The organism is Pigmentiphaga sp. GD03639 (assembly GCF_029845405.1).
Lineage (GTDB): Bacteria > Pseudomonadota > Gammaproteobacteria > Burkholderiales > Burkholderiaceae_B > Pigmentiphaga > Pigmentiphaga daeguensis.
The window spans coordinates 52851-79126 of sequence record NZ_JAOCLR010000014.1 but is presented as its reverse complement, the minus strand read 5'-3'; the positions used below and the strand labels follow the sequence as shown (position 1 = coordinate 79126).

The window sequence follows — 26276 nt, the reverse complement described above, 5'->3', positions numbered from 1 at the left end:
TCAGTCGCGCAGCGCCGCGCACATCTCGTGGATCGCGCTGCGCAGCCAGCAATTGGCGGGATCCTTGTGGAAGCGCTCGTGCCAGAACTGGTGCACCGTGATGGAAGGGCCGGCGAAAGGCAACTCCACGATGCGCAGGTTCGCATAGCGCGCACAGGTGTGCGCCACGTCGCGGGGCACGACCGCGATCAGGTCCGAGGACTCGAGTATGGGCAGCAGGCTCATGACGTGGTAGACCTCCACCACCACCCGGCGCGGCGTATGCCGCGGCGCGAACATGCGATCGAGTTCCTCGCCGCGTCCGTCCGGCCGGACCAGCGCATGCGGCGCGGACAGGTATTCCTTCAGCGTCATGCGCTGGCCGATGGTGGGATGGTTCTTGCGGACCAGGCAGACGACGGGGATCTCCAGCAGCTTCTGCTGGAAGAAACCGGCCTTGTGCAGGTCGGGGAAATAGCCCAGCGCCAGGTCGGCTTCGCCGGATATCAGCGCCGACGCGGTCTCTACGGCGGGCCGGGCGATCGTGCGCAGGCTGGCGTGGGGAGCGTCGCGCGACATCCTGGCCAGGAGCGGCGGAAGAAAATGCACTTCGCCCACGTCGGGCGTGACGATGGTGAACGTCTTCCGGGTCGTGGCCGGATCGAAGCCGGCGCGCTGGAGGACGTCCGTCGCGATCGAGGCCAGCACGCTTCCGACCGGCCCGGCCAGCTCCAGCGCGCGCGGCGTCGGCCTCATCTCCAGGCCGGATCGCACGAACAGCGGGTCGCCGAACAGGTCCCGCAGCCTCGCCAGCGCCGCGCTCATGGCGGGCTGGCTCAATCCCAGCTTCTCGCCGGCACGCGTCACGCCGCGCTGGTCCAGGATGGCCTGGAATACGACCAGCAGATTCAGGTCTATGGCTTTCCAATCCATTTTTTGGATGCAGTGTATTGGCTGAATAATCTGGAGAAATGGAGAACCCGATCATAAACTGCGTCTCGCAAAAGAAAGCCGGCTCGCAGGATGAGGCCGGCGCCCAGGAGACCCGGATGCCAGCCTGCCCTTCGCACCCAGCGAGCCCCTGAGGGCCCGCCCCGCGCTTCCCGCCTGAGCGGCGGGTATTCCTTCCCCATGTGTTTCATGCGTGTGCCTGTGCCAGGCGCGGCGCGGGATGCGTTCAACCGTGCATGGGGGCGACGCGATGCGCGGGAGAAGCCGGCGTCCATACGAGGAGACGAACGAAGAACATGAAGATGACGACATTGGCTGCCGCCATGATCGGGCTGGGTGGCGCGGTCGGAGCGGCGCCGGCACGGTCGGCGGTGGAGATCTATGGCGTGCTGGATACCGCCGTGGAGCACCTGCGTTCCAGCACGGGACAGCGGCAGCCTGCTGCAGGGTGGCCGCATGTTCGGACGCTCCGCCTATGTGGGCCTGGGCTCGCGGCAATGGGGGGAAGTGCGGCTGGGGCGCCAGCTGTCCCTGATGCAGGGGGCGCTGGCGCCCTACGACCCCGATCATTTCTCGCCGTATTCGCCGGCGCTGGCGATGCAACTATCGGATCTCAGCCAGACATCGCTGGACAACGTGGCCAGCTACTGGTCGCCGACGGTGGGCGGCTTCGCGCTGGCCCTGGCGTTCGCATCGGGCGAGAACGCCCCGGTGGCCCCCAATCCCGGCGCGCCGCAAGTCGTCGGTCCCGGTACCGCCAGGCATACCCGGGCGGCCCTGCTGACCTATCGCCGCGCCGGCCTGTCGGCGGGCGTGGGGTTCCAGGCCGCGGGGCAGCGGCTGGCCGCGGGCGGCAACGCCGACCAGCGGATGTTCTCGGCGGCGGTCAACTACCGTTTCGGGGACTTCGAGTTGGGTGCGGTCTGGTGGACCCATCGCAACGAGCTGCCCGGCGGCGGCGTGCCGCGGACCGACGTCTGGACGGTGGGCGGTGCGTGGTGGGCGCTGCCCAGCCTGCGCCTGGTGGCGCAGGTCGGCCGGGCGCGCGACAACGGCCTGGCATACGCCACGGGCGCGGCCAAGGCGCGCGGGCGCAATACCTATCTGAACATTGGCGCGACCTATGACCTGTCCAAGCGCACCGCCGTCTACGTGCGCCTGGGCCGGGTATCCGACGAACATGCCGGATTCGGCGGGCGGCCGGATCTTGCCTCGACCGCGATGCGCGAGGGGATCGCGGTGCCGGCCAACGGTTCGGTCAAGGGAGGGCTGATCGGTGTGCGCCATGTATTCTGATCCGGCGGCGCCGGTTGGCGGACGCGGCGGCGATGCGTCCGTGTGCGGATGGAGCCGCGCGGCACTGATGGTCGCGCATTGCGCCGGCATGATCGACCTCGTCGCCCTGCCGGTATGGGTCGGGACGCTGATCGGCCGCCATGGCTACGATGCCCAGCAGGCCGGAGGCCTTGCGACGCTGTTCCTGGTGGGCGCGGTGGCGGGCAGCCTGGGCCTGGCGCGGGGTTTCCATCCTCGATGCGCGCGGATCGCCGCCGTCGCGGGCTACGGGCTGGCCGGGCTGGTGTTCGCCGTCATCGCCTGCGCGTCCGGCTATGCGGTGATGGCGGCGCTGCATCTGCTGGCCGGCGCGTGCGCGGCCTGCGGTCTGAGCGCCACGCACGGCACGATAGGGCGCAGTGCTTCGCCGCATCGCCTGTTCGCGGCCGCGGGCTTGGCCCTGGGCGTGTTTTCCATCCTGTTCCTGGGTGTCACGCCCCGGTTGGTCGAGCGGGCCGGTGGTCCTGCCCTGTTCTGGACGTTCGCGGGCGTGATGCTGCTGGCGTCGATCGTCTCGGCGCTGGCCTTTCCCCGCGTGCAGCCGGAGCCGGAACGGCGGGCGGCGCGTTTCGAGGTCGATGCGTCGGCGGTATTCGGCGCCCTGGGCGTGGCCGCCATGGCCCTGGTGCAAGCCATGGTCTTCAGCTTCCTGGAGCGCATGGGCATGGACCGGGGATTCGGCGCCGGCGCGGTGACCGCCGTGTTGATCGCGCTGGGCATCGTGAACCTGTTTCCCGCTCCGCTGGCCGCGGTGCTGGAGCAGCGTTGGCCGGCCCGGGCTGTGCTGTGCTGGGGGCCGCTGGTCCAGGCGTCGCTGGCGTTGCTGATCGCGCAGGGCACGGCGTTCCCGCCCTACGCGGCCGGAGCCCTGTTCTTCTCGGCGGCGATGATCTTCACCCATACCTTTGCCTTCGGCGTGCTGGCCCGGCTGGAACCGAGCGGCCGGCTGGTGGCCGCCACCCCCGCCATGCTGATGACCGGTTCGGCCATCGGGCCTTTCCTGGGCGGCACGCTGGTCAAGTCCGCCGGCTATGGCGCGCTGGGCTGGGCGGCGGTGGGCATCGCCGGCGCGGCGGTGCTCGCCTTCCACCTGGCCTGCCGCCGCCTGCCTTCCGCGCGCACGCTGGCGCGCACCTGAACATTTCCTACGGAGACACCCATCAAATTTCCCTTTGTGTTCTTGCTGGCCGCCGCATTGGCCAGCGGCGCGCCGCAATGGGCGGCTGCCGCCGATGCGCGGGCGGAGCGGCCCATGGCCTGGACGACCCTGGGCACGGCGGGCGGCCCCATCATCCACGCCGACCGTTCGCAGCCCGCCAATCTGCTGACCGCCGGCAAGCGGGTCTGGCTGGTCGATTGCGGAGATGGCGCGCTGGAGCGCCTGGCCGCCGCGGGCTACCAGCCCTCCCGGGTGGGGGCGGTATTCATCAGCCATCTGCATCAGGACCACGTCGGCGGCCTGCAAGGCGTGATCGGCCTGCGCTGGATGCAGGTGGCGCCGGGAACGCTGACCATCTACGGTCCGCCGGGCACGGATGAAGTGGTCGACGGCATCCTGCGCTCCTTGCAGCCGTCCCACCTCGTCAGCGCCGAGGATGTGGGCGGCGGCCGGGGCGCGCGTACGCCGGCCGATACCGTCAGGGTGGTGATTCTGAAGGACGGCAGTGACGTGGACGTGGAGGGCGTGCGCGCGGCGCGCAATTCCCATTTCGACGGCCCGGTGGCCAGGATAGGCACCGAGTCGCTGTCGCTGCGCTTCGACCTGGATGGGCAGGGCATCGGCTACACGGGGGATACCGGCGAGAGCGCCGCGGTCGCTCGGCTGTTCAAGGGGGTAGAGCTGATGGTGAGCGAGGTCATCGACCTGGACGGCATCGTCGCCAACCTCAACGGCCCGGCTTCGCCCATGCCGCCGCAGGTGCGGCCCGCCTTGATCGACCACCTGAAGAAGCATCACCTGACACCGGCGCAGGCCGGCGCCATCGCGGCCGAGGCGGGCGCGCGGCGCCTGGTCTTCACGCACCTGGGCATCGCCGCGGCGTTCCAGCAGTCCGCGCCGGCGCTGGCGGCCGGTGCCCGGACGACCTTCGGCGGCGACGTCTTCGTGGCGCGCGATCTGGATCGTTTCTGAACATGGAGAAAGGGATGAAGATTCTCTGGATGATGGCCGCCGCGATGGTGACCGCGGCCGTGCCTCCCGCCGTCCTGGCCGCGGATGTCGCGCCGGCGGCTGCATTCGTGACGCTGGGGACGGGCGGAGGTCCGGTCATCCGGCGTGAACGCGCGGAACCGGCGAATGCGGTGGTGGTGGGCGACAGCGTCTATCTGTTCGACGTGGGGGCGGGCACCGAGCGCCAGATGGTGGCGGCGGGGCTGTCCATGCACAAGGTCAAGGCCGTTTTCGTTTCCCACCACCATATCGATCACAACGCCGACCTGGGCCAGATCCTCGCCAGCCGCTGGATGTTCAACAGCTACCAGCCGTTGCCGGTGATCGGGCCGCCGGGCACCGCGCGCATGGTGGCCGACCTGGTCGCCGCCGCCCGTACGGTGGAACTGGCGCCCATAGGCGGCGGCCTCGGCGGCAAGCCGCCGCTGGCTTCGACGGTCAAGGCGGCGGACCTGGACGCCGAGATGGACGAGCCGGCCGAGATCTATCGCGACGCCAACCTCCGCGTGCTGGCCGTGACGAACACGCACTATCACTTCCCGCCAGGCAGTCCGCAGGCGGCGTTCTCGCGGTCGTATGCCTTCCGCATCGAGACGCCCGGACGGGTCTATGTCTTCACGGGCGATACCGGCCCGTCCAAGAACGTGGAGCGCCTGGCGCGGGGGGCAGACGTACTGGTGAGCGAAGTGATCAACCTGGACAGCATGGTCGGAATTCTCAAGCGCGCCCCGGACCTGAAACCGGCGATGCTGCCTTCCATGATCAGGCACATGGAGCAGAACCACCTGACGCCCGTCGAGATCGGCAAGCTGGCCGCGGCGGCGGGGGTCAAGGAAGTCGTGCTCACGCACCTGGCCCCGGGCGAGGATGGGGAGCGCGACCTGTCCGGCTATGTCCGCGGCATTCAGCCGGCCTTCATGGGGCCGGTGCGCATCGCCAGCGACCTGCAACGATTCTGAGAAAAGAGAGATCTCCATGAGTGCAACCGTATTCACCGGCGTCCGTGTCTTCGATGGCTCGGGTACGCCGCCATTCCCGGCCGAGGTCCGGGTCGAGGGCGAGCGCATCGTCCAGGTGGCGCGCGAGGCGGCGGTGCCGCGCGAAGGCGCCCGCATCGTCGACGGCCGCGGCGGCGTGCTGATGCCGGGCCTGGTCGAGGCCCACGCCCATCTGTCCTGGCCCACGTCGGTGGAGCGCTTCGTGCCCGGCATGTCCCTGCCGGAACAGGACCTCGTGCTCAATACCGCGCGCAATGCCCGCATCCTGCTCGATCATGGCTTTACCAGCGCCTATTCGGCGGGGGCGTTGGACAGGACCGTGGAAATCACGCTCAAGGCGGCCATCGACGCGGGGGGCATGCCGGGGCCGCGCCTGGTTCCTTCCTCGGTCGAGCGCGAGCCGCCCATCGAGTCGGCGATGATGGACCCGGGCAAGGTGGACGAACACGGGCGAGGGCCCGAGGCGGTCCGTGCCTTCGTGAAGGGCTGCGCGGCGCTGGGCGCGAAATCGCTCAAGTTCCTGTTGTCGGGGGAAAGCGCGCTCAAGCCCGGCGCCTCCATGGAGCTGCTCTACACCGAGGACGAGGCGCGGGCGGCGGGCGAGCAGGCACGCGAGTCGGACGTCTGGCTGACCGCCCACGCGCACGCCGCCGAGGCGGTGAAGATGGGCCTGCGCCATGGCTTTCGCGTGCTGTACCACTGCACCTACGCGGACGAGGAGGCGCTGGACATGATGGAGGCGCGCAAGGACGAGATATTCGTCGCGCCCACGCTGGGCATCGTGCAGGCGACACTGGATGCCGTGCCGCCGCCGCATTTCGACATGCGCCACATGAAGGAGGATGCCGCCATCGTGCTGGAGCGCCAGCGACGGCTGGTGCCGGAGTTGCGGCGGCGCGGCGTGCGGGTGCTGCCGGGAGGCGACTACGGTTTCCCCTTCAATCCCAATGGACGCAACGCGCGCGACCTGGAGCTGTTCGTGCGCCACCTGGGCTATACCCCCGCCGAAGCGTTGTCGGCGGCGACCATGCTTGGCGGGCAGATCATGGGCCTGGACGGCGAACTGGGGATGGTGCGCAAGGGCTTCCTGGCCGACCTGTTGCTGGTCGACGGCGATCCGTGCCAGGATGTGGCGATCCTGCAGGACAAGTCCCGGCTGTCCGCGATCATGAAGGATGGCCGGTTCCACAAATCCCCGGAGGGACGGCAATGAATCGTTTCTGGCAACGCTGGTGGTGCGCGGTGGCTTGCGGCATGCTGCCGCTGGGCGCGGGACCGGTCCTGGCGGCGGAGGGGGGCGTGCCGCCCGAATTGCAGGCCAGGTTGCGGCAGATGGGGCCGGTCATCGACGTGCCGGCGACCAAGGGGCTGTACCAGCCGCTGCTGGCCGCGCAACCGCGCGATGGGGTCAAGGTCGAGGCCGGTCTTCCCTACGGCCCGGACGAGCGGCACAGGCTGGACGTCTACGCGCCGGCCGAGGCCGCCTCGCGCCGGCCCGTCCTGGTGTTCGTCCACGGCGGCGGCTTCGTCCGGGGCGACAAGTCGGACAGCGCCAACCAGGGCTATTTCTATGCGCGCCAGGGCTACGTGGTCGTGGTGCCCAACTACCGGCTCGGGCCCGCCCACCGGTGGCCGGCCGGCGCCCAGGACATCTCGTCCGTACTGGCCTGGGCCAGGACCCACGCGGCCGGGCTCGGCGGCGACCCCGAACGCATCGTGCTGATGGGGGAGTCGGCGGGGGCGGCCCATGCCGCGGCTGCGACGCTGGTCCGGCGGTTCCATCCCGCCGAAGGACTCAGAATCGCCGGCGCGGTGTTCATCTCGGGCGTCTACGATGCACGGCTGGAGGGAATGGCGCGGCGCCAGTTCGGCATCCCGACGCCGGATCCCCGCAACGAGGCGTACTTCGGGCCGGACCGCGCGCAATGGGGTGCCATGTCGACCGTGGACCTGGTCGACGCGGCGCCCTTTCCGGTGCTGATCAGCTACGCCGAGATGGACCCCATGCAGATGCAGGTGCAGGCCGGCGAACTGTTCGCCCGGCTGGTGACCCGGCACGGCTTCGCGCCGGAACTCAATGTCGTGCGGGGGCACAACCACCTGAGCCAGGTCTATTCGGTGAACACCGGCGACGAGTCGCTGAGCGCGCCGGTACTGCGCTTCCTGAAGAGCTTGTTTCCCGGGCAGACCCCGTAGCGGCGAGCCGGCCGCTCGCGCACTGGAAGGGCGGCGGCCTCCGGGTGCAAAATATCGGCAAGCCGCCTGCATGTCCCGTGGCCTGCACGGCGGATCGCCATAGGGAGATTTAGTGAAGCTCACGACCCTGAACGCGCTGGTCGCGGCGGTGGAGGAAGGCAGTCTGCGCGGAGCGGCGAGGCGGGTGGGCACGTCGCAGCCGGCATTGACCAAGATGGTCAGGGAACTGGAGCTCGAACTGGGCGTGACGCTGTTGCAGCGGACCTCGCGCGGCGTCGTGCCCACGGCCCAGGGCCGCGTCCTGTACGAACGCTCGGTCAAGGCACGCCGCGAACTGAACCTGGCGGTGGACGAGATCCGGCAGATGTCCGGCTCCATGGTGGGCGAGCTGCACCTGGGCGCGGTGCCGGTGGCGGTCATGTTGCTGGTGCCCGAGGCGCTGAGGACCTTCGGCCAGGAATTCCCCGGCATCCGGCTGCGCGTGAGCGAAGAGCTCTATGTCGCGCAATTGCAGAAACTGCGGGCCCACGAGGTGGACGTGACCCTGGGGGGGATACCGGAAGACCTGTCGGCGGGCGAGTTCCATATCGAGCCGCTGATCCGCACGACCATGGTACCCACCGCGCGCCGGGGCAGCCCGTGGCTGAAGGCGCGCACGCTGGCCGATCTGCAGGGCGCCCGCTGGGTGTTCACCGGTGCCGACGGGGAATCGGGCTATGCCCGGCCCTTGTTCGAGCAGCACGGGCTCGAACCGCCGGCGGTGGCCGCGGTGGCCAATTCGACCCTGGCGCTGCTGTCCTTGCTGGCGGCGGGCGACTATGTGGGCCTGATGCCGCGCCAGATCGCCATGCAGCCGCTGGCGTCCCAGTTCATGTCGGTGATCGACGTGGAAGAGAAGGGCTACGACCTGACGGTGGGCGCCATGCTGCGCAGCGATTCGCTGCCCTCGCCGCTGATGCGGCACCTGATCACCCACCTGCACCGGGCCGCGCACCACATCGGGCGCGACGATGCCGCGCTCGCGCCGGCCTGGTCGGCCTAGGAACGGTTCTAGCGGTTGACGACCACGCCCGCGTCTATGGTGCCATAGACGCTGATGCCGCTGCCGCCTTGCGCGGAATCGGACGGGGATCGCGGCGCGGGCGTGCAGGCCACGCAGAAGGCCGCCAGCAGCGGCCAGGTCGAGTTGAGCAAGAGTCGGAACATACGGTTTCCTGTCCGCGTCAATGCGGGCCCCAGGCGGACATGCCGTCCGGCAGCCCCGGCTGGGAACCGCCGGCGATGAAGGCCCGGACCTGTTCGTCGGTGATGAAGCTCGCGGCAGAGCTGGCGCGCAGGATGTCCTCGGGCGCCATGGGCTTGGCGATGGCCCAGCCCTGTACATAGTCTACCCCCAGCTCCGCCAGCGCTTCCACCGTGGCATAGTCCTCCACCCATTCGGCGATGCTGCGCATGCCGAGGTTGCGCGCCAGCTCGACGATGGCCTCGACGATGGCATAGTTGGCCGGATGCTCGTGCATGCGCTTGATGAAACCGCCATCGATCTTGAGCGCGTCGGCGGCGAACTCCTTCAGGTACGAGAACGAGGTGTAGCCCGCGCCGAAGTCGTCGAGCGCGATCTTGGCGCCGCAGGACTTGAGCCGGTCGATGAAGCGGCGGGAGTTGGCGATGTCGTGCAGGGCCACGCTTTCGGTGATCTCCATGCACAGGTACTTCACCACCGGTCCGAAGCGCGAGAGGATGCGGAAGGTGTCCTCGATGAAAGCCTCGTCGTTCAGCGACGCGCCGCTCAGGTTGACGCAGACGAAGCGCGTGTTGGGCAGGCGCGGCAGGTTCTCGGTCAGCCACACCAGCGTCGAGGTCAGCACCCACTTGTCCAGTTCACCGATGGTGCCGTTGGCCTCGGCCGCCGCGATGATCTTGCCGGCCGGCACCATCGCGCCGGACGAGTCCTGCATGCGGATCAGCACTTCGAAATCCAGCGAGGCCTCGGGCGCGCGCAGCGACATGATGGGCTGCATGACCAGCGACAGGCCGGTGGGCGTGAAGGTGCTGCCGAGTTCCTCGATCAGCCGCAGCTCTTCGGCGCGTTCCTGGAAGGCCGGCGCGTTTTCCTTGTAGATGACCAGGTGGCCGTGCTTGCCCTTCTTGGCTTCGCGGCAGGCGCGGTCGGCCGCCGAGACGGCATCCTGGACGCGCATCTCGGGCGTGATCTCGATCAGCCCGATGGATACCTTGACCTGGAACGAACGCCGGCGCAACTGGAAGGGCATGTCGCAGATGTCGCTGATGATGCGGCGGCACAGGTCGGTGGCCGGCAGCATGGCGGTGTCGCGCAGTACGAGGATGAACTCGTCCCCGCCGATGCGCCCGATGTGGTGGTGGTCTCCCAGCGACCACTTGACCCGCTGGCAGACCTGCTTGAGGACTTCGTCGCCGGTCTGGTGGCCGTACAGGTCGTTGATCAGCTTGAAGCGGTCCAGGTCCAGGTAGGCCAGGGCGATGGGATGGGCCGAATCGAAGTGCTTCAGCGAGGTTTCGAGGATGTGTTCGATGCCGCGGCGGTTCAGCGCGCCGGTCAGGGTGTCGTTGTTGGCCAGGAAGCGCAGCCGTTCCGTGGCCTTGCGCCGTTCGGTGATGTCCTGCAGCGAGCCCTCGATGCGGGTGTGGGCCAGCGTGGCCTTGGCCAGGTACCAGCGCGGCTCCATGCCGCCTATGGGCTGGGCCTGGATTTCGGCCTCGCCGCCGCGGTCGGCGATCTCCTTGAGCCGGGCCAGCGCGCCCGGCTCGAAGTAGTTCTGCCAGCGCAATTCGTGCAGCGGCCGGCCTTCCAGGCCGAGCTTCTCCTGCATGGCGGTATTGGCGCGCACGAAGCGTCCGTCGGGTTCCAGCGTGAACAGCCCCACGGGCGTGACTTCGTAGGCGCGTTGCAGTTCGGCCTCGGCATGTTCGCGCTCGACCCGTTCCACGCGTATCTGCTCGGCGAACGCGAACGCGGCCACCAGGCTGGACGCCAGGGCGGCGGTGACGCTGTTGAGGGCGCCGACCAGGGCCTTGAAGTCGAACGCCGCGGCGATGACCTCGGAGAAGGTGGAGAACAGCACGATGCCCAGCGCCGCGGCGTACCAGAGCGCGACGCGCGAACGCGTGACGATGACGATGCGGGCGAGGAAGAAGATGACGACGAAGATGCCGAACGAGGCCACCACCCACATGGCGGGGAGGAAGGCGGCGAAGCTCAGGAAGAGGGCCAGGACCAGCAGCACCAGGCCGGCGCGCGCGCCGGCGCGCAGCAGCCAGGCATAGCCCACGCGGCTGAGCTCGGTGCGCATGAACTGGGCGAACAGCGTGTAGGTGACGATGTAGTAGGCGGCAATGGTCAGCTTGCGGGTCATCGCCATCCATTCGTTGGGGATGGCGCGCTCCAGCCATTGGGTGTCGAACCCCATGGTGATGCCGCCCAGGCGCAGGTTGCCGACCAGCCAGATCGCGAACAAGAGGTAGCGCGCGTCGCGGTTGATCAGCGCCGTCATCAGCGTCAGGACGGCCAGGGTCAGCAGCCCGCCCTCGAGCACGCCGGTGGCGTGGTGATAGGCGAGATGCGACAGGGCCAGCTCGGATTCCGGCCAGGCCTCGACGGTGATGCGGGCGGGGCCCGAGAAGTGGGCGCGGCACAGCAGGTCGCGGGGTTGGGCGTGCACGCCCAGGTCCAGCGCGAAACCGGACTTCACCGATTGCAGGATGCCCGACGTGCCGCTGCGCGTGGCCGCGCCCACGGGGGCCAGCCCGGCGGCGTTCCAGCACGAGATTTCCTGCGCATGGCGAGAGGGGAGCTCGACGCTTTGCGGCGTGTTCGAAGGGGGAACGGTGAAGCGGAACCAGAACGGCGTCTCGGCCAGGCGGGTGTCGTGGAACCGGACCGCGGGCGCGGACGCAAGGGCGGCCAGCGCTTCGGAAGGGGTCTGGCCGTTCTTGTCGGCGACCACCGCGAAGGGCAGGGTGCGATTGTCGTTGGTGTCGTAGATGCTGTGTTCCAGCGTGAGCGCCACCAGCGAGAAGACGAAGATCGCGGCCGGTACGAGGTAGTACGAGAAGTTGCTTAAGAACCAGTCGATCTTGGCTGTAACCCAGGCTATGCGGGTAGAGGGTTCCGCCGAAGGGGGCTGCATGTTCGCCTTGTGAAGGAGGGGGGGCTTGTCGGTCCGCGGGCGGCCCGCCCCCCCGGATGGGCCGCTGATCGTGCCGTATCAGGCCTGCGGTTGGAGGAGTTCTTCCCGTTCCCGCGAAGCGCTGCGCAGCGCGTCAATGTTAATCAAATTCCCATCGATGCGAATGTCCGGATGATGGGTCTTGAACACAAACTGATACAAAGGATGGCTGCCCTCGCGCCACCGCTTTTCCGCCGTCGCGATCTCGAAGGCCAGCACGCGGTGGGGAATGTTGCCGGCGTGCCGCATCGGCATGAAACCTTGGCCGGGGAACACTTCGCGGAACATCAGCGCCTCGTACTGGCGGTCGAGCGGGGACCGTCCGGCAATGACCATCCAGTCTATGCCAGCCTGCACGCAAAAGAGGAAATAGGCCTTGAAAAGGGCGGTTTTCGCCACGCGGCCCATGCGTTCGCTGGCCACGCCCAGCCGGGTGGCCTCGGCCAGCGCATAGCCCGAGAGCCAATCGGGCAGCGTGACCGACTGTTCCAGCCACAGCGGGCCGCACATGTTGGTCTGGACGCGCATGGTGCCCAGCGGCGCGCCATCGAACTTGGATTCGGCCAGCAGCACGACCGAGCCGGGATCGGTGTCGTGCAGTTCCGGCTCGCCCAGGTTGCGGGCGATTTCCGGCACGTGGCGGCCATAGGCCGACTGGCGCATGGTGATGGCTTTTTCCATCGCCTCGCCGTCCCGCGCGATGCGGACGGTGAAGGGCAGGTTCTCCGGGGTTTGCTCGGAAAGCGGCAGCAGCAGGCCGGACCGGGTGGACAAAGTGTTGTCGTAAGACATTTGGACTTCCTTGTAAGAGTGGGACGGTATGGCCGTTGCGGATATCGCAGCGGTGACACCAGATTCGCACGTCTGGACGGGAAGTTGCTTACAACTGAGGGGAAAAAGGGGGTTAAGGCCCGATTTTTGTTGTGCGTTGCACAATGGGCGGTTTCAACCGCCCAGGCTGGCCCATATCAGGCTGGCGCCCGCCAGCATGAGCAGCCCGCAGACCAGCCATTCGATGGCGCGCCGGGAAATAGGAGGCGGATGGCGGGCCTGCCACCACGACACGCCCGCGACGACGGGAACGGCGCAGACGCCCAGCAGCAGCGAGCTCCATTCGAAATGGCCGCTGGCGGCCACCAGTACCAGGCGCAGGGCGGCGCTGGCGGCGAACATCATGAACAGGCATTCGCGCACCAGGTTGCGATCCAGGGGCTGCCGGTACAGGTGATAGACCATGGGCGGTCCCGACGTGGAGAAGAGCCCGCCGAGCAGGCCCGACAGCACGCCGAAGAACCACAGCGCCGGCTTGCCCGACGGCTGGGCGCGGGGCGCCCTCTGCACCAGTAGCAGGACGGAACAGCCGATGATGGCCACCCCCAGCAGCAGCCGCAGCGTCGTCACCGCATTCGTGCTGAGCCAGGCCAGCAGCGCGACGCCGCCCAGCACGCCCAGGAGACTGCTGGTCAATATGGGCCGCAGCAGCGTCCAGTCGAAGGTGACCCGGTTGTAGCGCCAGTAGGCCCAGGCGTTGGCCAGGCTCAGGACGCTGGCGACGTTGGCCGCCTCGGGAATGGGCATGAGGCCGAAGGCGCCGACCATGCCGAGCAGCAGCAGGGCGAAGGCAAAGCCGGTGAGGTTCTGGCAGTAGGCCGACAGGCCCACGCAGGCGAGGAATAGCAGAAAGGTCAGTACGGTCATGAGCCCGAAATACTAACCCGAAAAGGAGGGGCTTTCCCGGCAGGACGTTGCGCGGTCAGCTCGCGCGCAGCACGGCCGAGATGCTGGCCGCGCTGCGCAGCGCGTGCTGGGCCAGCGGGGCTTCCGGATCCAGTTCTTCTTCCAGCGCCAGCCCGGCCACGATCAGCGCGGCCACGGCTTCGCCGCCACGGCCGAACACCGGGCAGGCGAGCGTGCCCACCCCCGGCCGCATCTCGCTCAGGCCGAACGACAGGCCCCGGGCCGCGCGTATCGCTTCCAGCCGTTCCGAGACGGCCGCGTAGCGTTCCTCGCCCACGTGCGCGATGCCCTGTTCGCGCGGCCATGCGGCCAGGATGGCGCGCCCGCTCACGCTGGCGTCCAGCGGGAAATGGGTACCGATGTCGGTGATGATGTTCAGCGGCACCGACGGAGCCCAGATGCGTTCGATGATGACCACCTCGTCCAGCGCCGGCACGGAGATGGAGACGATCGCGCGGCGCTTGCCCACGCCTTTTTCCTGGAGCTCGATCGCATGCGGCAGGGCGGCGCGCCGTATGCCGAGCCGGTCGTGCTGGGCCGTTCCCAGCACCAGGCACTTGGGTCCCAGCGCATAGACCCCTTCCCGTGCCTGCACCATGCCCCAGAAGGCCAGGGTGCGGAGCACGCGATGGACCGTGGTGCGGTCCAGTTCCGTCGCCTGTGCCAGTTCGAGCGCCGTCGCGCCTCGCGGCATCCGCATCAGCACGTCGAGCAGGAGCATGGCCCGGTCGATGACCTGCACCCGATTGCCGGGCGGAGCTGCGGAAGGGATGGACGGGCGGGGCATGGACAAGGTCGCGGGAATCGTTGACGTCGCGACATGGTATCGCTAATCTCCAAGTGCGTATTACAAGCTTTATGTGCGTAATATGCACATAACCAACGGTCATGAGAGGTTGTCGCCATGTCGTCCCTGCGTGTTTCCTGGTTTGCGTCGTTTCTCCTGCTGGCTACGGCCTCCGCCGCCGCGGCGGATGGATATCCCTCCCGGCCGGTCAGGCTGGTCGTGCCCTTCGCGGCCGGCGGCGCGGTGGACGCGGTCGCGCGTACGCTGGCGCTCCGGCTGTCCGAACAGTTCTCGCAGAAGGTGGTGGTCGAGAACCGCGCCGGCGCCTCGGGCAACATCGGCGCCGAGGCGGTGGTCAGGGCACCGGCCGACGGCTACACGCTGCTGTTCACGGCTTCGACCCTGGTCGTCAATCCGCTGATCATGAAGGACAAGCCGCCTTTCGATCCGGCCAGGGACCTGACGCATCTGGCGCTGGTCGCGTCCGGACCGCTGCTGTTCGTCACGCCCGCGTCCGCGCCGGCCGAATCGGTCCAGGATTTCGTGGCCAAGGTCAAGGCAACGCCCGACCGGTTCAGCTTCGCGGTAGGCGGTTTCGGCGCGGCGGGCCACCTGGCGGTGGAGTCCTTCAAGTACCGGGCCGGCCTGGCCGTGCCCACCGTGCTCTACAAGGGCACCGGGCCGGCGCTGGTCGACCTGATGGGCGGCCAGGTCAGCGGCATGATCGATCCGCTGCTGTCGTCGCTGCCGCCGGTCAAGGCCGGCAAGCTCAAGGCGCTGGCCATCACGGGGAACAAGCGCAGCGCGCTGGCTCCCGACGTGCCGACGTTCGCCGAAGCGGGCTATCCCGAGGTCAACTTCTCGACCTGGTATGGCTTGTGGGGCCCGGCGGGATTGCCGGCCTCGGTGGTGGACAAGCTGGAGGCCGCCGTCAAGCGCTTCGTGGCGGAGCCCGACACGCGCGCCTGGTTCGAGCGCCAGGGGCTCGAGCCTTCGGGCGTGTCGGGCGCCCGCTTCCGGGCCTTCATCGACCAGGAAACGGCCAAGTCGCGCGAGGTCGTGAAGCTGGCCAACATCGCCGAGCAGTGACGGGAAGTCCGGCTCTCAGGCTGGCTCCGCGAGCAAGGCCCGTACCTTGGCCCGCTGCACCTTGCCGTAGTGGGACTTGGGGATGGCCGGAGCGAAGCGGATCACGCGCGGCTTCTTGAAGCCCGAGAGCGACCGGCGGCAGTGTTCCATCAGTTCCTCGGCCGTGGCCGCCGCGCCCGCGCGCAGCACGACGGCGGCGCCGACGATCTCGCCCCACTCGGGATCGGGCAGGCCGGCGGCGGCCGCTTCGGCCACGGCCGGGTGGCTGCACAGCGCGCGCTCCACCTCGTCCGGCAGAATGGACTTGCCGCCGCTGCGTATCACTTCCTTCAGGCGGCCGGTGATGCGCAGCACGCCCGAGGCATCCAGGATGCCGAGATCCCCGGTGCGGAACCAGCCGTCGCGGAAGACCCCGGCGGTCAGTTCCGGTTGCCGCCAGTAGCCCGCCGCGACGTGGGCGCCGCGTATCAGCACTTCGCCTTCGGTGCCTGCCGGCGCGGTTTCCCCCTCGCTTTCGATGCGGATTTCGCAGCCGAACAGCGGACGGCCCACGCTGCGTATGGCCTGGGCCCGGGTGGCCGGATCGGCCAGCGCCTGTGGCGGCTGGTAGCAGCTCCACGAGGCTTCGGTCAGCCCGTACAGAATGCCGAAGCGAGGTCCGAACGCCTGGATGGCGGCCAGGAAGGTATCGGGCGCAATGGCGGCGGCGCCTACGTCCATGCTGCGCAGCGCGCCCAGGTCGTGGTCGGCGGGCCGGGTTTCCTTCAGCAGCCGCACCAGGTGCGTGGGGACCAGGGACGTGGACGTGGCGCGGTAGTGCGCCAGCAGTTCCAGGAAGCGCGTCGGCTCGAAGCGGCCGGCCAGCACGACGGTGCCCCCCGCGGCCAGCTGGGCCAGCACGATGATGGCGGCGATCGGCCACAGTGGCCGCATGTTGAGCATGACGTCGCCGGGGTGCTGGCCTCGGGCCAAGACGATGTTCTGCAAGGCGGAGGTAAGGCTGCCATGGGTGATGACCACCGCTTTCGGCGTCCCGGTACTGCCGCCCGTGTAGTTGAGCGAGGCCATGGCCTGGGCGGCGGGGGTGGCCGCCGGGGTCTCGCGGCTGCCGGCGTCGGTCTCCAACGGGCGCAGCCGCAGGCCCGGCACGCGGGCGGCCAGTTCGCGCGCGCGATCGGCATATTCGGCCCCGTGGGCCAGCATGAGGGCCTGGGCGTCGATCAGTTGCGCGGCTTGTTCATCGGCGCTGAGCGCCGGATCGAGCGGCACGCGGACCAGTCCCGCCGACATCGCGCCGTAGTCCCACAAGAGGTAGGCGGGCGTGTTGTCCCCCAGGATGGCGACGCGGTCGCCGTCGCCGAGCCCGTCCGCGCGCAGCGCGTGGCCCAGTCCGAACACGCGCGCGGCGAATGCGCGGAAGTCCAGGACGCCGCCGTCGCGCGCGTCCACGATCGCGGGCCGGCCGGGCCAGTGCTGCGCGCACCGTTGAAGCAGGGCACCGATGTTCATAGCCAGCCCTGCATGATCACGCGGCCCTCCACGGCCTTGGTGTCGAGTAGCTCGTGCGCGCGGCGGATCTCGTCGAAGGGCAGGGTAGCGGAAATGACGGGGCGGATCTGGCCGCAAGCCAGCATCGCCAGCGCCTGGCGGATGTCCTCCAGCGTGCCGCTGCCCGATCCCATGACGCGTATCCGCCGGCCGATCAACAGGCCGGGCAGCACGTCCACCGCCTGGCCGTCGATGTTGCCCAGCACCACCACCGTGCCGCCCTGGGCCATGCTGCGCAGGGTCTCGGGCAGGGACAGGCCCAGGTTGTCGATGGCGATGTCCACGCCCTGCTTGCCGGTGAGCTGCCAGGCCTGGGCGCTGAATTTCAGGTCGGGCGACACGATCACTTCGTCCGCTCCGAGCGATTTCAGGTGCGCGGCCTTGGCCGGACTCGAGGTGACGGCGATGGAGCGGGCACCCAGGGCGCGCACGATCTGGATCTGATGCATGCCCAGGCCGCCGCTGGCGCCGGTGATGAGGACCGTGTCGCCGGGACTGGTGCCGGCCAGGGTGCGCAGCGCGCGCAGGCTGGTGCCTATCGGGCAGCACGACAGCGCCGCGGCCTCCCAGGGCAGGCCGCGCGGCACGGGAATGGCCATGGGCGCGGGCACGCAGACATATTCGGCGTAGCCGCCCACGGTATCGACCGCCGGCAGGCCCAGGGCACGGCACATGTCCTGCCGGCCGCGCAGGCAGTTGCGGCACAGGCCGCAAAACTGGCGCTGGTAGATGACCACGGGGTCGCCTACGCGATGCGTGATCACGCCGTCTCCTACCGCGACGACTTCGCCCGCGGTCTCGTGGCCCAGGACGACGCCGGCGCGCGCGCCCGGCAGCTTGCCGGCGCGGTGCAGGACGTCGTGGTGACAGATGCCGGCTGCCCTGACCTGGACCAGCACTTCGCCGGCCGCGGGGGAGGGGGTGGGAACCTCGCGGATTTCCAGGGTATCGGGTGCGCCGAAGGCGGAAAGGATGACGGCTTTCATGAGTAGGTGTGTCCTGTGTTTGTGCATTATATGCACATAATGTTTACTATTTACACATCTGCGGTATAGTTTGCATAGCCGGCACCGGCCTGTCAACGTGTAGCCGGCGTCATTCAACGGAAGAGGCCTGCATGGGTATCGACTATCGTCCGCTCGAGGGCGGCATCCACGAGATCGTCATCAACCGCCCGGAGCGCATGAACGCGCTGGACGTGCCCGCGAAGCGGGAACTGGGCCGCATCTGGCGCGACGCGGCGCAGGACCCCGCCGTATCGGTACTGGTGCTGCGCGGAGCCGGCGAGAAGGCCTTCTGCGCCGGCTCGGACATCAAGGAGATGCAGGCGACCGGCACCATGGTCGACACGCCGACGCTGATGGACGCGATTCCCGGCATAGGCGTGGAGCTGCACAAGCCGGTCGTGGCGGCGCTGCACGGCTTCACCATCGGCATGGGGCTGACCCTGGCGATCCATGCCGATTTCCGCATCGCCGCCGAGACCGGCAAGCTGGGATTCCCCGAAGTCCAGCACGGCATGCTCTCGGGCGTCAGCGCCGTCACGCTGCCGGGGCTGGTGGGCGAACCGCGCGCGCTGGACCTGATGCTGACGGCCCGGCTGATCGAACCGCGGGAAGCGCTGCGCATCGGGCTGGTGGACGAGGTCGTGCCCGACAGCCTCGCGGCCGCGATGGCGCTTGCGCGGCGCATCGCGTCGAATTCCGCGGCGGCGGTGGCGCAGACCAAGCGACTGATCCTGCTGGAGCGCCGGCGCCGCGCCCGCGAGCATGCCGCCGCCATCGACGACGCGCGGCTGGCCATACTCGAATCGAAAGAGTTCGGCGACGTGGTGGCCCACAAACCCGGGGCGGGACGCATCCGCTAGGGCATGCCTATCCGTTGATGCGCCGCCCGGCGTCCAGCAGGCGGCCGATGTCCTGTGCCGCCAGCAGTTCCACCGTTCCCTGCGCGAGCTGCGACAGCGGCCGCTCGCGGGCGGTGGCCAATACGAGGTTGTTGCGCATGCGGGGCGAGCCGATGGCGGAGATCCTGAACGGGCCGCCTTCGACCGTGCTGGCGATGGGCGCCGCGCTGCGCGGCACGATGGCATAGCCCTGTCCGCTCAGCGCGAGCTTGAGCAGGGTATGCACCGCGTCGACCTCGGCCACGACGTTCAGCTTGATGCCATGGGGCCGGCAGCCGGCCTCGATCACGTTGCGCACGGCGTTCGGAATGCTGGGCACCAGGACCGGATAGCGCTCCAGCTCCCGTGCCGCCAGCCGCGCCGGCAGCGGAAAGGCGGGCTTGGGGCGGCCGCACAGCACCATGTCTTCGCGATACAGGCTGCGGTATTCGAGCCGGGGGCTGGGCGGAGGATCGAACAGCAGCGCGATCTCGATCTTGCCCAGTATCAGGTCCTCGCGCAGCGCGACGCTCAGGCCCTCGGAAACGGAAATCGATGCCTCGGGATAGCGCTGGCGGAATTGCTTGACGAGTTCCGGCGTCAGCACATGCGCGATGCGCGGAGGCAGGCCCACGGTCAGCCTGCCGGTGGGCTGTTCGCGCAGCGCCTGGATGTCGGCGCGGGCCTGCCGTGTCAGCTTCAGGATGGCGTTGCCGTAGGAAAGCAGGCACTTGCCGGATTCGGTCAGTTCCACGCCGCGGCCGGTGCGGACCAGCAGATGGGATTTCAGCTCGAGTTCCAGCAGGCGGATGTGGCGGCTGAGCGTGGGCTGGGAGACGCCCGCCACCAGCGCGGCGCGGGTCAGGCTGCCCAGTTCGGCCACGCGCACGAAGGATTCCAGCTGCTGCAGGTCCATGGTATTTGATTTATGGATATCAGATGTAGAAGCTATTTTATTGATGAAAATGGCACGCGTGCGCACAATGCCGCCTCTTGACTAAACGCCGCCAGCGGGATTCCGCCAAGGCGGCATGCACGAGGAGACCCCATGCAGATGTCCCGCAAGTTCCTGGTCCCGGCCGTTGCCCTGGCGCTGGCTTCCACGCTCGGCGCCGCGCGCGCCGAGGACTACCCCGCCCGGCCGGTGCGCATCGTGATCCCGTTCGCGCCCGGTGGCAGCAATGACATCGTCGGCCGCCTGATCGGCGAGGAGCTGACCAAGCGCCTGGGGCAGCCGTTCATCGTCGACAACCGGGGCGGAGCGGGCGGCACCATCGGCACCGAAGTGGTGGCCAAGTCCCGTCCGGACGGCTATACGCTGTTGCTGATCTCGACGCCGCACACGGCGAATTCGACGCTGTACAAGAAGCTGCCCTACGATCCGGCCAAGGACTTCTCGCCCGTTGCCCGGCTGGCGACCGCGCCGCTGTTGATCTCGGTCTATCCGGGCCTGCCCGTGAAGACGCTGTCGGACCTGATCGCCTACGCCAAGGCCAATCCCGGCAAGCTCAACTACGTGTCGTCCGGCGTGGGCAGCTCGCAGCACCTGGTCAGCGAACTGTTCGAGATCCGGGCCGGCATCTCGATGACGCACGTGCCCTACAAGGGCGCCGGCGCCGCCCTGACCGACGTTGCCGCGGGCCATGCCCAGGTGTCCGTCGGCACCGTGCTGCAGGCCCTGCCGCACGTCAAGGCCAACCGCCTGCGGCCGCTGGCCGTCAGCGGTTCCAAGCGCCAACCCGTGCTGCCCGAGGTGCCCACGGTCCAGGAAGCGGGCCTGGCCGGCTACGACGGCGACAACTGGTGGGGCATCCTGGCGCCGGCCGGCACGCCGCCGGCCATCGTCGACAAGCTGAGCAAGGCCATCGGCGACATCCTGGCCGAGCCGGACATGCGCCAGCGCCTGGAGGCCGAGAGCGCGTCGGTGGCCTATCTGTCGCCGGAGCCCTTCGGCAAGTTCATGGCCGGCGAGACGACCAAGTGGGCGGAGCTGATCAAGCGGCTGGGCATCCAGGCCGATTGACGCGTCCGGCAGGCAATTTCTGGAAGATGCATCTATGAGCAGACCCGCCGCGGTGTTATTGCGGTATTCCCCGGTGCCCGCCGACCTGGCGGCCATCGAACGACTGGCGGCCGAGGTGGTGGCCGCCCACCCCGGATGCTTCGAGCGCGTGGACGCGAACCGTGCGCTGGATGGCTCCCATCTGTACCTGTACTTCTGGTCGGCGCGGCCCGGCGGCCTGGAACTGGCCGGCGCTATCGCCGAGCGGGCCGGCAGGCTGCTGCCCGGCCAGGCGCCTGACGTCCTGCTTCTGTCGCCGGTGCAGGACCTGCCCGGCGTCTCGCAGGGCCAGCCGGTCACGCACCACTACGTGGTCGAGACCGACGTGCGTCCCGATGTGGCCGAGGATCTGTCGAACTGGTATGGGCAGGAACACCTGCCCGGGCTGGCCGCCGTGACGGGCAACGTGCGCGCGCGCCGGCTGGTGGCGGACAATCCCGACGGCAGCCAGCGCTCGCTGGCCTGCTACGACCTGACCACGCCCGCCATCCAGCAGGATCCCGCCTGGCTGGCGGTGCGCGCGACCGGCTGGAGCAGCCGCGTGCGCCCGCATTTCCAGAACACGCGCCGGGTCATGTGCGAACGGATCTACGTACTCGAACCCGGCCTAGGAGCGATATGACTTCCGCAATCAGACAAGGCGGCGTGCCTGCCCTGGTGGACGCCCGCATCACCCGCATCGAGACCATTCCGCTGAGGGTGGAGCTGGAGCGGCCGGCCACGGGTTCGACCCTGAAGCTGACCCATCGCTGCACCATCGTCACGCGCGTGCACACCGACGCCGGCGTGGTGGGCGAGTGCTTCAACGGCAACGACGACGAACTTCAGCCGGCCATCATCCGGCTGATCCACGATGAACTGGAGCCCTTGCTCAAGGGCCGCCGCGTGGCGGCCATCGACGACGCCTGGGCCGCCACGCGGCGCGCGACCGAGCCTTTCCTGCGCGACCGCCGGGTGGCGCTGCGGGCCCAGGCCTGCGTGGACAGCGCGCTGCACGATGCCGTGGGCAAGCTGGCCGGCCTGCCGCTGCACCTGTTGTGGGGCGGCGCGCGCGAGCGGGTGCCGGTGGTCGCGCTGGGCGGGTACTACCGCCAGAGCGGCGACCTGGAGGCCCTGGCGGACGAAGTGGCCGAACTGAAGGCCTTCGGCATCCATGGCCTGAAGCTCAAGCTGGGGGGCAAGACGCCCGCCGAGGACGCCCTGCGCGCCCAGACCGTGCGCCGGGCCGGCGGCGATGGCTTCGTGCTGGCCTGCGACGCCAACCAGGGATGGAGCCGCGAAGAGGCGCTGGAGTTCGTGCGCCGGACGCGCGACCTGAACCTGGCCTGGTTCGAGGAGCCCTGCCGCTGGGACAACGACCGCGCCGACATGGCCGTGGTGCGGACCGTGGGAGGCGTGCCGGTGGCCGCGGGGCAGAGCGAACTGTCGCGCTTCGGTTGCCGCGACCTGCTGACGGCGGGCGCCATCGACATTTGCAACTTCGATGCGAGCTGGGGCGGCGGTCCGACCGAGTGGCGGCGCGTGGCGATGCTGGCCTCGGCCTTCAACGTCGCGGTCATGCAGCACCTGGAGCCGCAGATCGGCCTGATGATGTCGGCGGGCGTGGTCAACGGCCGCTATGCCGAAGTCATGCTTCCCTGGCGCGATCCGTTCTTCTACAAGCTGATCGCGAACCAGCCGGCCCGGCCGTTCGTCGATGGGTTCTACACGCTGCCGACCGCGCCGGGCTGGGGCATGAGCTTCGACCCGGAGTACCTGGAGTTCGCGCGGCGCAAGTAGCGGCCGCCGGCTCAGCGCGCCGCGAGCAGGGCCTCGACGGCGCGCGCCACCGCCAGCAGGCGGCGGTCCTGGCCGCCCGGCGCGGCCAGCATGAGGCCGACCGGCGCCGTGCCCGGTGCGTGGCAGGGCAGCGAAATGGCGCACCCGTCCAGGAAGTTGATGAAGGTCGGGTTGCGCAGCACCAGCAGGTTGGTCCGGCCATAGGCCTCGTCGTCGGCCAGTTCACCCAGCACCGGCGCGATCACGGGCACCGTGGGGCAGGCGATGGCGTCCAGCGTCTCGAAGTGGCGGCTCGTGCGCCGTATCCAGTCGGCGCGGCGGGCGTGCAGTTCGGCGAGGTCCTGCGCGGTCAGCTGCGCGCCTTTCTCGATGCGCACCTTGACGCGCGGGTCGTACAGGTCGCCGTGGCGGGCCATCATGTCCCGGTGCAGCGGATAGGACTCGGCGGCCGTGTAGCCGCCCTTGGCATTGATGGCGGCCAGTTCCGCGAACTCCGCGAAGGGCACGTCCACGATGGCCGCGCCGGCTTGCGACAGCCGCCGCAGCGCGTCCTGGAAGGCCGAGGCCACGTCATGGTCCATGCCGTCCAGCACCAGGGTCTGCGGCACGCCCATGCGCAGCCCGTCCAGGGACGCACGCTCGTTCGGGTACACCGGATCGCCGGACAGGATGGCGTCGACGATGGCGCAGCAATTCACCGTGCGGCCGATGCCGCCTATGCTGTCCAGCGTGGTCGACAGCGGGAAGGCGCCGGTGGCGGGTACGCGCGCGGCGGTGGGTTTGAAGCCGGTCAGGCCGGTCAGCGCGGCGGGGATGCGGCACGAGCCTCCGGTGTCGGTGCCCAGGCCCACGGCCGCCATCCCGTCCGTGACCGACACCGCCGCGCCCGAGGACGAACCGCCGGGAATCCGGCCGGTCTTGCGGTCGTAGGGGTTGAGCGGCGTGCCGTGGTGGGGATTGAGTCCCAGCCCCGAATAGGCGAACTCCGTCATGTTCGTGCGGCCCATGACGACGAAGCCCGCCTCGCGCAGGCGGGCGACCGCCTCGGCGTCGCGCGCGGCGGGCGGGGCCTCGGCCAGCACGCGCGAGCCCGCCGTCGTGACCTGGCCTTCGATGTCGAACAAGTCCTTGATCGAGATGGGAATACCCGCCAGGCGCCGGGTGCTTTCCCCTCGCGCGCGCGCCGCGTCGATCGCGTCGGCGGCCCGCCGCGCGCCATCGGCGTCCACCAGGGTATAGACGCGCGCGCCTTCGCCGGAGGGGTCGGCGATGCGCGCCAGGCAGTCTTCCACCAGCGCGCGGCTGGTGACGCGGCCGGCGTCCAGCTCGGCGCTCAGGTGTTCTAGGGACTTGTCGGGCGGAGTCATATCAATCATCCATGCGTGCTGGGCGCCCGAAGGGCGTAGGGGTGGGCCTCAGGCAGGGTCGTAGTAGTGTATTTCCAGAAGGAGACAGCCGCCGTTGGACTTGAACGGGCCGTGCCAGGCGCCGGGCGGGCGCACCGCGTAGGTGTAGCCGGAGAACGGCGTGCCGCCGTTGCCGTCGGCGTCGTTGCCCACCGTGAGGTCGCCGGAGACCAGGAAGACTTCCTCCCAATGGTCATGGACGATGGCCTCCCGCGTGTGGAGTCCGGGCGGGAAGCGCAGGAGGCGGGTGCGGCTGCCCCGCTTGTTCAGGACGTCCAGCGCGCCGGCCAGGATCTTCTCGCGGGCGCCGGAGGCGGGGTCGTAGCCTTCGGGCAATTGCCAGCCGTTCTCCATGTCCACGTTATGGAATTCGTCGTGCAGTTTGTTCACGGGCATAAAAAGGGACTCCTGATATGAAAGGGAATCAGCCGGCCACGGGCAGCGACTCGGCGAGATAGCCGTGGCGCAGCGTGCGGTCCAGCACGGGGTCGTGCAGTTCGAAATCGAAGCGGGCCGAGTGGCGGATGCCGCCGTGGGCGGGCAGCGTGCCGCAGAACATCGCGCCGCCTTCGGGCAGGGCGCCACCGCCGTCGGCATAGCCGGCGATCAGCTCGAGCGGATGGCGCATGGCCGTCACCGGGCCGTCCTGGTAGGGCACGCGCCGGCCGTCTTCCTCGATGAAGGCGCGCAGCAGCAGCCGGTCCCAGTGCGCGGCCACATCGTCGAACAGCCACCAGTCAGCGCCCACGGGTTTCTCGCACAACTGCTTGGAGATCGCCACGCCCATGGTCTCGACCTTGCGGTCGGTGTGGTCCGAGCCTATGCCTACCCACAACCGCCCGCCCGCGCGCAGCATGACGAACTCGACCTCGCCGCTGGAGTCGGTGCCGCAGACCTCGATGCGGTCGCCTGTGGTCAGGCGGGAGGCCGCGACGCGGTAGTACATGGGGGTGGCGGCCGGGCGCGGGACACCCAGGGCCTCCAGCTCGGCGATGTGTTTCTCCATGGCCTCGCGGTCGCGGCCGGTCCAGCCGGCGATGACTGCGTGCGAGATGGCGGTGTCGCGCGAGGCGGTGCCCGCGCCGGTGATGAAGTTCAGGAGCATCGTGTATCCATCGGAAAACGTGGCGGCCGCGCATGCGGACATGGCGGCCGGATCGGGCGGGCCGTCAGTCCAGCCTGGCATTGGCGGCCTTGACCACCTTCTGCCAATGGGCCGATTCCTGCGCGATGAAGGCGCGGAACTCGTCGGGCTTGTCGGCGATGATGGTCAGCCCCAGCGATTCCAGCCGGGAGGTGACGGCGGGGTCGTGCAAGGCTTTGGCGAACTCGGTGTTCAGCCGGTCGACGATGGAGCGCGGCGTGCCTGCGGGCGCGACGAAGCTGTACCAGTTGCCGGCCTGCACGTCGGGGTAGCCGGCCTCGGCCGAGGTCGGGATGTCGGGCGCCTGCGGGCTGCGTTCCTTGCCGGTCAGCGCGATGGCCTTCAGGCGGCCGCTCTTGACGTACTGGAGGACGTTCGAGAGGTTGTCGCACATCAGGCTGACGCGGCCGCTCAGGACGTCCTGCATGGCCGGGGCCGGTCCCTGGTAGGGCACGTGCACCAGGTCCACGCCGGTGGCCGCCTTCAGCGATTCGCCGCACAGGTGGCTGGTGCTGCCGTTGCCGGCCGAGGCGAAAGTCAGCTCGCCGGGACGCTTGCGCGCCAGGTCGACCAGTTCCTTCAGGTTGGAGGCCGCGATGCCGGGGTGGGCCACCAGCAGGTTGGGGGTGGACGCGGCGTTGATGACGGGATCGAAGTCCTTGGCCGGGGCGTACGACAGCTTGCCGTACACCCAGGGATTGATGGCCAGCACGCCGGTCGTGGCCATCAGCAGCGTGTAGCCGTCGGCCGGCGAGGTCGCCACTTTCGCGGCGCCCAGCGAGCCGTTGGCGCCGGCGCGGTTCTCGACGACCACCGTGGCGCCCAGGGCCTTCGAGACATGGGGGGCCAGCAGGCGGGGAATGATGTCGCTGGTGCTGCCCGGGGGGAACGGCGTCACGATGGTGATGGGACGGCTGGGATAAGAGTCGGCCCAGGCCGGAGCCGTGGCCGACACCAGCGCGAGCATACTGCCTAGTGCGAATTTGCTGAACATGCTGAACT

25 protein-coding genes are annotated in these 26276 nt (G+C 69.2%); 12 read left to right on the top strand and 13 right to left on the bottom strand.

All coding sequences use genetic code 11. The annotated features are described in order from the left end of the window. Positions 1-912: a LysR family transcriptional regulator gene (locus N5K27_RS16205; RefSeq protein ID WP_087837804.1), complete on the bottom strand. Its 912-nt coding sequence runs from the start codon at positions 910-912 to the stop codon at positions 1-3. A gap of 474 nt (positions 913-1386) precedes the next feature. Here N5K27_RS16205 and N5K27_RS16200 point away from each other — a divergent pair, with 474 nt between their 5' ends. The 7 genes from N5K27_RS16200 to N5K27_RS16170 all read left to right on the top strand — a co-directional run bounded on the left by N5K27_RS16200 (position 1387) and on the right by N5K27_RS16170 (position 8671). Then, a complete protein-coding gene (locus N5K27_RS16200) occupies positions 1387-2226 on the top strand; it encodes a porin (RefSeq protein WP_279817537.1) in 840 nt (279 codons plus the stop codon). After that, positions 2216-3403: an MFS transporter gene (locus N5K27_RS16195; RefSeq protein ID WP_279817535.1), complete on the top strand. Its 1188-nt coding sequence runs from the start codon at positions 2216-2218 to the stop codon at positions 3401-3403. Before N5K27_RS16200 ends, N5K27_RS16195 begins: the two co-directional genes overlap by 11 nt. Positions 3404-3517: 114 nt before the next feature. After that, a complete protein-coding gene (locus tag N5K27_RS16190) occupies positions 3518-4396 on the top strand; it encodes an MBL fold metallo-hydrolase (RefSeq protein WP_279817533.1) in 879 nt (292 codons plus the stop codon). 14 nt (positions 4397-4410) lie between these two features. Next, positions 4411-5394, top strand: a complete 984-nt coding sequence (locus tag N5K27_RS16185) for an MBL fold metallo-hydrolase (RefSeq protein ID WP_279817532.1) — start codon at positions 4411-4413, stop codon at positions 5392-5394. Positions 5395-5410: 16 nt separating this feature from the next. Next, positions 5411-6646: an amidohydrolase family protein gene (locus N5K27_RS16180; protein WP_087837801.1), complete on the top strand. Its 1236-nt coding sequence runs from the start codon at positions 5411-5413 to the stop codon at positions 6644-6646. Continuing rightward, complete coding sequence (locus N5K27_RS16175) at positions 6643-7629, top strand: alpha/beta hydrolase (RefSeq protein ID WP_243724532.1); 987 nt, start codon at positions 6643-6645, stop codon at positions 7627-7629. Before N5K27_RS16180 ends, N5K27_RS16175 begins: the two co-directional genes overlap by 4 nt. A 112-nt stretch (positions 7630-7741) precedes the next feature. Next, the gene (locus N5K27_RS16170) at positions 7742-8671 is read left to right on the top strand and encodes a LysR family transcriptional regulator (RefSeq protein WP_279817530.1); all 930 of its coding nucleotides are present in this window, start codon (positions 7742-7744) and stop codon (positions 8669-8671) included. 8 nt (positions 8672-8679) lie between these two features. On the opposite strand, the gene N5K27_RS16165 is transcribed toward N5K27_RS16170, so the two are convergent. The 5 genes from N5K27_RS16165 to N5K27_RS16145 form a co-directional block, all read right to left on the bottom strand. Further along, positions 8680-8835 (bottom strand): hypothetical protein, encoded by a 156-nt coding sequence (locus N5K27_RS16165; RefSeq protein ID WP_165963175.1) that lies wholly within the window; start codon positions 8833-8835, stop codon positions 8680-8682. A 17-nt stretch (positions 8836-8852) separates the two neighbouring features. Next, a complete protein-coding gene (locus N5K27_RS16160; RefSeq protein ID WP_279817529.1) occupies positions 8853-11798 on the bottom strand; it encodes an EAL domain-containing protein in 2946 nt (981 codons plus the stop codon). A gap of 78 nt (positions 11799-11876) precedes the next feature. Then, positions 11877-12629, bottom strand: a complete 753-nt coding sequence (locus N5K27_RS16155; protein WP_087837798.1) for a hypothetical protein — start codon at positions 12627-12629, stop codon at positions 11877-11879. 153 nt (positions 12630-12782) lie between these two features. Further along, complete coding sequence (locus tag N5K27_RS16150; protein ID WP_279817527.1) at positions 12783-13535, bottom strand: sulfite exporter TauE/SafE family protein; 753 nt, start codon at positions 13533-13535, stop codon at positions 12783-12785. A 55-nt stretch (positions 13536-13590) separates the two neighbouring features. Continuing rightward, a complete protein-coding gene (locus tag N5K27_RS16145) occupies positions 13591-14361 on the bottom strand; it encodes an IclR family transcriptional regulator (RefSeq protein ID WP_087837796.1) in 771 nt (256 codons plus the stop codon). Positions 14362-14478: 117 nt separating this feature from the next. Here N5K27_RS16145 and N5K27_RS16140 point away from each other — a divergent pair, with 117 nt between their 5' ends. Continuing rightward, positions 14479-15450, top strand: coding sequence for a tripartite tricarboxylate transporter substrate binding protein (locus N5K27_RS16140; RefSeq protein ID WP_279817526.1), 972 nt, complete (start codon positions 14479-14481; stop codon positions 15448-15450). Positions 15451-15465: 15 nt separating this feature from the next. Here the strand turns inward: N5K27_RS16140 and N5K27_RS16135 are convergent, their stop codons facing one another. Beyond that, entirely contained in the window at positions 15466-16959 is a 1494-nt protein-coding gene (locus N5K27_RS16135; RefSeq protein ID WP_279817524.1) for an AMP-binding protein, read from the bottom strand. Further along, positions 16956-17984 carry an alcohol dehydrogenase catalytic domain-containing protein gene (locus tag N5K27_RS16130; protein WP_279817523.1) on the bottom strand — a complete coding sequence of 343 codons (1029 nt, stop codon included), beginning with the start codon at positions 17982-17984 and terminating at the stop codon, positions 16956-16958. Before N5K27_RS16130 ends, N5K27_RS16135 begins: the two co-directional genes overlap by 4 nt. Positions 17985-18115: 131 nt before the next feature. Between N5K27_RS16130 and N5K27_RS16125 the strand changes: the two genes are divergently transcribed. Beyond that, positions 18116-18865 carry an enoyl-CoA hydratase/isomerase family protein gene (locus N5K27_RS16125; RefSeq protein ID WP_087837792.1) on the top strand — a complete coding sequence of 250 codons (750 nt, stop codon included), beginning with the start codon at positions 18116-18118 and terminating at the stop codon, positions 18863-18865. Positions 18866-18872: 7 nt separating this feature from the next. Here the strand turns inward: N5K27_RS16125 and N5K27_RS16120 are convergent, their stop codons facing one another. Continuing rightward, positions 18873-19799, bottom strand: coding sequence for a LysR substrate-binding domain-containing protein (locus N5K27_RS16120; RefSeq protein WP_087837791.1), 927 nt, complete (start codon positions 19797-19799; stop codon positions 18873-18875). A 132-nt stretch (positions 19800-19931) separates the two neighbouring features. Between N5K27_RS16120 and N5K27_RS16115 the strand changes: the two genes are divergently transcribed. The 3 genes from N5K27_RS16115 to N5K27_RS16105 are packed head-to-tail and all read left to right on the top strand — an operon-like array spanning position 19932 to position 22724. After that, positions 19932-20906 carry a tripartite tricarboxylate transporter substrate binding protein gene (locus tag N5K27_RS16115; RefSeq protein WP_087837790.1) on the top strand — a complete coding sequence of 325 codons (975 nt, stop codon included), beginning with the start codon at positions 19932-19934 and terminating at the stop codon, positions 20904-20906. Positions 20907-20940: 34 nt separating this feature from the next. Then, positions 20941-21567: a hypothetical protein gene (locus N5K27_RS16110; protein ID WP_132979894.1), complete on the top strand. Its 627-nt coding sequence runs from the start codon at positions 20941-20943 to the stop codon at positions 21565-21567. Continuing rightward, entirely contained in the window at positions 21564-22724 is a 1161-nt protein-coding gene (locus N5K27_RS16105; RefSeq protein ID WP_279817520.1) for a mandelate racemase/muconate lactonizing enzyme family protein, read from the top strand. The genes N5K27_RS16110 and N5K27_RS16105 overlap by 4 nt, the downstream gene beginning before the upstream one ends. 11 nt (positions 22725-22735) lie before the next feature. On the opposite strand, the gene N5K27_RS16100 is transcribed toward N5K27_RS16105, so the two are convergent. From N5K27_RS16100 to N5K27_RS16085, 4 genes are all read right to left on the bottom strand, one after another. After that, the gene (locus N5K27_RS16100; protein WP_279817518.1) at positions 22736-24091 is read right to left on the bottom strand and encodes an amidase; all 1356 of its coding nucleotides are present in this window, start codon (positions 24089-24091) and stop codon (positions 22736-22738) included. 48 nt (positions 24092-24139) lie between these two features. Then, positions 24140-24526: a cupin gene (locus N5K27_RS16095; protein WP_087837786.1), complete on the bottom strand. Its 387-nt coding sequence runs from the start codon at positions 24524-24526 to the stop codon at positions 24140-24142. 28 nt (positions 24527-24554) lie between these two features. Continuing rightward, complete coding sequence (locus N5K27_RS16090; protein ID WP_279817517.1) at positions 24555-25235, bottom strand: DUF2848 domain-containing protein; 681 nt, start codon at positions 25233-25235, stop codon at positions 24555-24557. Positions 25236-25299: 64 nt separating this feature from the next. Further along, complete coding sequence (locus tag N5K27_RS16085; protein ID WP_087837785.1) at positions 25300-26268, bottom strand: tripartite tricarboxylate transporter substrate binding protein; 969 nt, start codon at positions 26266-26268, stop codon at positions 25300-25302. Between the last annotated feature and the right edge of the window lie 8 nt (positions 26269-26276).